This is a genomic window from Hungatella sp. (genome assembly GCF_046966825.1).
The window spans coordinates 1-7,330 of sequence record NZ_JBKVCZ010000211.1; the positions used below are offsets into that span (position 1 = coordinate 1).

Genomic DNA, 7,330 nt, shown 5'->3' on the forward strand with positions numbered 1-7,330 from the left:
CCCCTACCCTTACATGATCTTCCGGAACATGGAGGCATTAAAGGTCACCTCCGTAAATGCAGTCATGAAGGTGGGAGATACGATATCCGATATTCTGGAGGCGAAAAACGCGGGGGTTACCGCGGTGGGAATTGTGGAAGGAAGCTCGGAGTTGGGGCTTACAAAAGCGGAATGGGAGGCGTTATCCGCAGATGAGCGAAGGGCGAAGGCGGATGAAGTCGAAAGACGCTACCGGGAGGCCGGCGCGGACTACGTGATCGAGGATATCCGCGGGGTGGCTGCGCTTGTGGTGGACGGCGGCCGACAGAGCGGGTGATAGAGTACGGAAATATAGAGCGGAAATATAGAACAGAAATATAGAGCGACAATAGAGCGCGGAAATATAGAGCGATAATAGAGCGCGGTAATACAGGATAAACAGGGTGGACTAACCCAGGCAGAAAAAAGGCGTCAAAGTATCGGCTGACATTTTAATACAGCCGATATTTTTGACGCTTTTTATGGGACGGAGGGCCGCAAATTTTTGTAAATTTTTTTTGCAAATGTTCTATCTTTTCATTTCCCGTAAACTGGATTATGATAAGGCATGTAAGGAACAAACAAATTCTTCCAGGCCTGGAACAAAGGAATTTTTAATAACCGGCAGAAGCCGGCAGGAGGTTTGCAATGAGTAAATTAATTAATAAGAACTGCATCGTATTTGACATTGACGCGGCGGAAAAAAAGGACGTAATAAGCATTCTGGTGAAGGAACTGGACGCAGCCGGAAAGATCACGAATCAGGAAGAGTTTTTCGAGGACGTGCTGGCGAGGGAAGCCATCGCACCGACCTACGTGGGTTTCGACATGGGGCTTCCGCACGGTAAGACGGATCACGTTCTGGAAGCGAGCGTGGCATTTGCGAGAACAGCAAGGCCGGTGGTCTGGAACGAAGAGACCGGGGAGACGGCGGATCTGATCATTCTCATCGCAGTGCCGCTTTCTGAGGCGGGAGATACACATATGAAGATCCTGGCGAATTTATCAAGACAGCTGATGCATGAGGAATTCAGAGAATCCTTGAGAAGCAGCACGAAGGATCAGGTATTTGACATTTTAACGGAAGTATTGGAGGGGTAAGAAAATGAAAGAGCAAATCAAGATTTTAAAGAAGCACATTCTGACTGGTACGTCTCACATGATTCCGTTTATCGTAGCCGGCGGTATTCTGTTTTCCATCTCGGTTATGTTAAATCCGGCGGGAGCGGCAACTCCTACCGAGGGCTGGCTGGCAGGTCTTGCGCAGATCGGTCTCGGCGGCCTGACACTGTTCGTTCCGGTTCTGGGCGGTTATATCGCGTACTCGATCGCGGATAAACCCGGTCTGGCCCCTGGTATGATCGGAGCCTATCTTGCCAATTCCATGGGCGCCGGCTTCCTCGGCGGAATGGCGGCCGGTCTGATTGCCGGTGTTGTGGTAAAACAGTTAAAGAAGATTAAGCTTCCGATTTCTTTAAAGACACTGGGTTCCATTTTCATTTACCCGCTGCTTGGTACGTTTATCACAGGCGGTATCATCGTATGGGGTATCGGCACACCGATCGCATTTATCATGCAGTCCTTAACCTCCTGGCTTTCCGGTCTCGGCGATGTGGGCAGAGTTCCGTTAGCAACGATTCTCGGCGCCATGACCGCATTTGACATGGGCGGCCCGATCAATAAAGTGGCAACCTTATTTGCACAGACACAGGTCGATACACTTCCATATCTGATGGGCGGTGTCGGTGTGGCTATCTGTACGCCTCCGATCGGCATGGGTATCGCAACCCTGCTGGCTCCGAAGAAGTACAATGCAGAAGAAAAAGAAGCAGGCAAGGCGGCTATCCTGATGGGATGCGTGGGAATCACAGAAGGTGCGATTCCATTTGCAGCCAATGACCCGTTACGTGTTATTCCGTCCCTGATTGTGGGCGCAGTCGTCGGCAACATCATTCCTTTCTTAACCGGTGTGTTAAACCATGCGCCATGGGGCGGACTCATCGTACTTCCGGTTGTTGAGGGACGAATCTGGTATATCATTTCCGTATTAGCAGGTGGATTTGTAACTGCAATTATGGTAAACTTATTAAAGAAGAACAATACTGACGATTCCGCAGTCAAAGCAGCGGCAGAAGACGACGGACTCGATGAGATCACATTTGACGAATTATAATAGAAAAATTTCAAGGAGGATATTACAATGAAGGTAGTAGGAATTACATCTTGCCCATCAGGCGTGGCACATACATATATGGCAGCGGAAGCGTTAAAGCTTTCCGGACAGAAACTGGGAATTGACGTAATCATCGAGACACAGGGCGGAGCCGGTGTGGAGAATCAGTTAAAGCAGAAGGATATCGACGAGGCGGCCTGCGTGATTCTGGTCAATGACGTGGCTCTGGAAGGGCTGGACCGTTTTAAAGGTAAAAAAGTTCTGAAAATGGGAGTGTCCGATTTAATTAAGAAATCAGACGCCGTTATGAAAAAGATTCAGGATACATTTCAGTAATGCATACAGGGGAGCATAATCATACATAACGTGAGAGACAGGACTAAGAGGAGATGGGGAGTATCTCCTCAGGGCGTGTTTGAAAATTGCTTTCTGTCAGATGTGCGTCACATTTTGCGGGAGCCTGGTTCCGAAGGTGCGCAGCGTAGTGGGCTACGTTAAGCGGATTCGGGGCCAGGCTCCCGCAAAATGGGGCGTACAGATGGCAGAAATGAATTTTTAAACACGCCCTGGTCCTGTTATCTGCGTTTAGATAGAAGAGCGGCGGGGCCGCGCAGGGGAAAAAACTATGTTTAACGGAAGAATGCTGAATATCATCCGTCATTTGAAAACGCAGGGCGAATCCACCTATAAGGAGATGGCGAAGGAGCTGGGGGTGTCGGAGCGGAGCGTGCGCTACGATGTGGACCGGATCAACGACATTTTATCGCTGGAGCACCTGCCTGAAATCGAAAAACATTCTAAGGGAGTGCTGAAATATCCGGCAAATCTGGATTTAAAGGGATTAGAGGATGGCAATGAGGTCGTCTACACGAGCAGGGAGCGCATGTCCATCCTGCTCCTGATTCTGATGATACGAAATGAGGATTTAAAGATCAATCAGCTGAGCGAACAGTTTGGCGTCTCCAGATCTACTGTGAAAAATGATATGGCTGCACTGGATGAGGAGCTGAAAAAGGACGAGATGGGAATCGGCTATTCTGGTCATTTCTATCTGGCCGGACCAAAGCTTAAGAGAACCACTCTGATGAACCAGGAGTTCAGGAAGTATATCGATTATCTGATCAATCCATTTACTAACTATAATTCCTATGAGTTTTATTGTATCCATATCATACACAAGGCGTTTGAGGGCGTGTCGATCGCCAATGTGGTGATGGTGGTCGACGGGCTTTTGGAGGAACTGGGCTGTACGCTGACCAGCAGTTCCTATCTCTGGTATATGTCCAATATCGTGGTCCTGGTCTGGTTCATTCTTCACGACAAGGAATATCCTCTCGACATCACGGTGATGCCGGAGTTTGACCCGGAAGTCTACGGCCGGTTTGCGAAAAAACTGGAGGAAATCATCGGGAGGCCCGTGTCGGAGAATCACGTGTGCATGATGGCGAAGATGTATGACTTTACCAATAAAATGGCGGGAGGCAGTGCGGATGTAGACCCGGTTCACGCGCAGTCGGTGACATTTTCCCTGATCTCCGCCATGTCAAAGCGTCTCGATATGCCGTTTGATAAGGATAAGACGCTGGCGGAAGGGCTTTTAAACCATATGATTCCTTTGATTCAGCGTGTAAGAAACCACGTAGAAATCAATGACAATATGATTTCCCTGCTGGGGCCGGAGGAACGGAAGCTGTACACGGTGATGATTTCCGTCTGCAGGGAGATCGATACGCTGGAAGATATTACAAATGAGGACGAGATTGTCTATTTGACGGTCTGTTTCATGGCCAGTATCAAGCGGATGAAGAGTGCGCCCTATAAGAGAGTGCTCCTGGTCTGCGGCCACGGCTACGGCACCACTACCATGCTTAAGGAGTCTCTGCTCAGCGAGTATCAGATTCATATTATGGATACGATTCCCATCTATAAACTGTCTTCCTACCCGGACTGGGCCGGCATCGACTATGTGCTTTCGACTATCAGGCTGAACAACAGCCTCCCGAGACCGTGTATTGTGGTAAATCCTATCCTGCGTCCGGAGGATAAAGCGGCCATCGAGCAGCTGGATATTCCCAGGAAAACCATACTTTCCGGATATTATTCCATTGAGGAAAAGCTGGGCTTCCTCGACGCGGCCACCAGGGCGAGAGTGATGGAGGTCATCGAGCGGGAGCTTGGATACCAGACGGTAAAGACGGTGCACAATCCCAAGAGCTTCAGCAGTTTCCTGAAGTTTGACTGTATCCGGCTGGTGACGGAGGAATACGAATGGAGGGCCGCGGTGCGGGCGAGTGCGGCATTGTTGGAAAAAAGAGGATTTATAGATAGCACTTATACAGATAATATGATAGAATTCATAGAAGAACAGGGATTTTACGCGGTATCGGACGATTCCTTCGCACTTTTGCATGGAAAAGGGGTGGAAGGGATCTATCAGACCAGCCTGAGCCTGCTGGTCAGCCGGCATCCGGTTCACTTTGGGGACAAGAAGGCGAAGGTCATCCTGTGCCTGGCAAGCCGGGACTCGAAAGAGCATATTCCGGCGGTCGTGACGCTGATGCGTATGGTGAAGACCACGCCGTTTATCCATGATCTGGAGCAGTGCTCCAATGAGGAAGAGATTTATCAGACAATATTGAATTGTGAATTCGAAGTACTGTAGAGAAAGGCAGAAAGACAGGAATCATGGCGACCAAGATCAGACAAAACTACAAACATACCTTAAACGCCTGCTATATCGGTTATATTACCCAGGCCATTGTAAACAATTTCGCACCGCTGCTGTTTTTGACATTTCAGAGAAGCTTTGGGATATCTTTAGCAAAGATATCGTTTCTGGTTACTATAAATTTTGGCGTTCAGCTGCTTGTGGATTTTCTGGCTGCCCATTTTGTGGACCGCATCGGGTACCGGATCTGCATGGTGGGAGCCCATTTGCTGGCCGCGGCGGGGCTGATCGGAATGGCATTCCTGCCCAGGCTCATGTCGGACAGTTATCCCGGTCTGATGGCGTCGATTATCCTCTATGCCATCGGAGGCGGCCTGCTTGAGGTTTTGGTGAGCCCGATCGTGGAGGCGTGCCCGACGGAGAAGAAGGAAGCGGCCATGAGTCTGCTGCACTCCTTCTATTGCTGGGGACATATGGGAGTAGTGATCCTCTCGACTGCGTTCTTTTTCGTATTTGGCATTGACAAATGGCAGATGCTGGCTGTGATCTGGGCTGCCGTACCGCTGGCAAATGCGCTGTATTTTATGGTTGTGCCGATCCGTACGCTGGCGGAAGAGGAGGAAGGCCTATCGATCCGGACGCTCTCCGGGAGGTCGGTATTCTGGATTCTCATGGTGTTGATGATCTGTGCGGGGGCCAGTGAGCAGGCGGTGAGCCAGTGGGCGTCCGCGTTTGCCGAGTCGGCTCTGCACGTGTCGAAGAGTATCGGTGACCTGGCGGGACCGTGTGCGTTCGCATTTTTTATGGGAACCTCCCGTGTGGTTTCTGCTAAATTCAGCGAGAAGCTTTCGCTGGAGAAGATCATGCTGGGAAGCGCCGGACTCTGTGTGGTGAGTTATCTGATGATTTCCTTGTCGCCGTGGCCGGTTTTAAGCCTGGCGGGCTGCGCCCTGTGCGGATTCGCGGTAGGAGCGCTCTGGCCCTCGACCTTCAGTCTTGCAATGAAAAAGATTCCGGGCGGCGGAACCGCCATGTTCGCGCTGTTTGCGCTGGCCGGCGACATCGGCTGCGCAGGCGGACCGCTGCTGGTAGGCCGTATCTCCGGCATATTCGGAGACGATCTGCGTACCGGCATTCTCGCGGCGCTGGTCTTTCCGATCCTGCTGATCCTGGGAGTCCTGGCATCGGGAAAGATGAGGGAAGAGGCCGGTGTTGCATTGCGTAATTAATTATGTGATTTAGTGTGTATAAAATGCCTTATATGCGTCGTCGTTCGCTGATAAGGGGTTTGATAAAGAAATAGGGGAATAAATGAGCCGGACAACGTATGGCATGGTTGATGCCAATGCGTTGTCCGGCTTTGAAATTGTGTGGGGCACGCTTTTGTGGTTAGTGGAAATCCTGTATTATAAATCTCTTCTCAGTTTAAATATTACCATGGTCAGTGTGCCCTCGGTGGCAGTTACGGGGCTGTTGAAGGTTAAGCTGAATGCAGTTTCTGTCGGAACCTCGATGATAAATGATACAGAACCGAATGCACTGGAACGCCCGGAATTAGTCATGAAGTAGATACCATATTCGATATGAGGCGCGCCGTTATAGAAGGGCGTAATCTGCATATAGCCCGAATCTGAAAGTAAGGCAGATACTTCGTAAGAAATAGAGTAGATACCGGGAGCCAGCGTAACGTGCGTCGGATCTGTCAGCACAATATTGCCGGTTGTATCGGCAACGCCGATCCCCATGGGAATCAGTGTGGCATTTGTAAACAGTGCGGCGAAATTGATAAAAGATCCAAATATATCGTCGGGTACCGGGCCAGTGGCACCGGTTGGGCCGGTAGGGCCAGTGATTCCGGTGGGGCCAGTTGGGCCGGGATCGCCTGTAAGGCCAGTGGGGCCGGTAGGACCGGTAGGGCCAGTGACTCCGGTGGGGCCAGTGGGGCCGGGATTACCGGTAAGGCCAGTGGGGCCGGTAGGACCGGTAGGGCCAGTGACTCCGGTGGAACCGGTTGGGCCAGTGGAGCCGGTAACTCCGGTTGGGCCAGTAATGCCAGTGGGGCCGGTAATGCCAGTGGGACCGGTTGGGCCAGTTGGGCCAGTGACTCCAGTGGGTCCGGTTGGGCCAGGATCGCCAGTTAGGCCAGTAGGGCCAGTAGCACCAGTAAGTCCGGTGGAGCCGGTTGGACCAGTAATGCCAGTTGGGCCAGTAGATCCGGTGGAGCCAGTTGAACCGGTAAGACCAGTAGGACCGGTAGGACCGATAAGGCCAGTGGGGCCAGTAGGACCGGTAAGTCCGGTGGAGCCAGTTGAACCGGTAAGACCAGTAGGACCAATGGGCCCCGTAGCGCCAGTAGGGCCAATAAGGCCAGTAGCGCCAGTAGCGCCAGTGGGTCCGGTAGGGCCAATAAGGCCAGTAGCGCCAGTGGATCCGGTAGAACCAATAGGACCGGTAAGACCGGTAGCTCCAGT

8 protein-coding genes and 1 pseudogene are annotated in these 7,330 nt (G+C 51.4%); 8 read left to right on the forward strand and 1 reads right to left on the reverse strand.

Annotation, left to right across the window (positions count from 1 at the left end):
* The 4 genes from ACLTD4_RS32105 to ACLTD4_RS32120 form a co-directional block, all read left to right on the forward strand.
* The coding region (locus ACLTD4_RS32105; protein ID WP_412331891.1) for an HAD hydrolase-like protein at positions 1–316 on the forward strand (316 nt) is incomplete at its 5' end.
* A gap of 350 nt (positions 317–666) precedes the next feature.
* Positions 667–1,119 (forward strand): PTS sugar transporter subunit IIA, encoded by a 453-nt coding sequence (locus tag ACLTD4_RS32110; protein ID WP_117620942.1) that lies wholly within the window; start codon positions 667–669, stop codon positions 1,117–1,119.
* Between the two features lie 4 nt (positions 1,120–1,123).
* Complete coding sequence (locus ACLTD4_RS32115) at positions 1,124–2,191, forward strand: PTS fructose transporter subunit EIIC (RefSeq protein WP_055656364.1); 1,068 nt, start codon at positions 1,124–1,126, stop codon at positions 2,189–2,191.
* A gap of 27 nt (positions 2,192–2,218) precedes the next feature.
* Positions 2,219–2,527 (forward strand): PTS fructose-like transporter subunit IIB, encoded by a 309-nt coding sequence (locus ACLTD4_RS32120; RefSeq protein ID WP_002600942.1) that lies wholly within the window; start codon positions 2,219–2,221, stop codon positions 2,525–2,527.
* Positions 2,528–2,570: 43 nt separating this feature from the next.
* Here ACLTD4_RS32120 and ACLTD4_RS32125 read toward each other — a convergent pair whose 3' ends face one another.
* Positions 2,571–2,852, reverse strand: coding sequence for a DUF6783 domain-containing protein (locus ACLTD4_RS32125; RefSeq protein ID WP_117620941.1), 282 nt, complete (start codon positions 2,850–2,852; stop codon positions 2,571–2,573).
* Here ACLTD4_RS32125 and ACLTD4_RS32130 point away from each other — a divergent pair.
* From ACLTD4_RS32130 to ACLTD4_RS32145, 4 genes and pseudogenes are all read left to right on the forward strand, one after another.
* Positions 2,817–4,853 (forward strand): BglG family transcription antiterminator, encoded by a 2,037-nt coding sequence (locus tag ACLTD4_RS32130; protein WP_117620940.1) that lies wholly within the window; start codon positions 2,817–2,819, stop codon positions 4,851–4,853. The genes ACLTD4_RS32125 and ACLTD4_RS32130 overlap by 36 nt on opposite strands.
* A gap of 23 nt (positions 4,854–4,876) precedes the next feature.
* The gene (locus tag ACLTD4_RS32135) at positions 4,877–6,088 is read left to right on the forward strand and encodes an MFS transporter (RefSeq protein WP_117620939.1); all 1,212 of its coding nucleotides are present in this window, start codon (positions 4,877–4,879) and stop codon (positions 6,086–6,088) included.
* A gap of 82 nt (positions 6,089–6,170) precedes the next feature.
* Positions 6,171–6,428: a hypothetical protein gene (locus ACLTD4_RS32140; protein ID WP_025530166.1), complete on the forward strand. Its 258-nt coding sequence runs from the start codon at positions 6,171–6,173 to the stop codon at positions 6,426–6,428.
* A 186-nt stretch (positions 6,429–6,614) separates the two neighbouring features.
* Positions 6,615–7,330: pseudogene (locus ACLTD4_RS32145) on the forward strand (mucin 17-like protein); the annotation flags it as partial.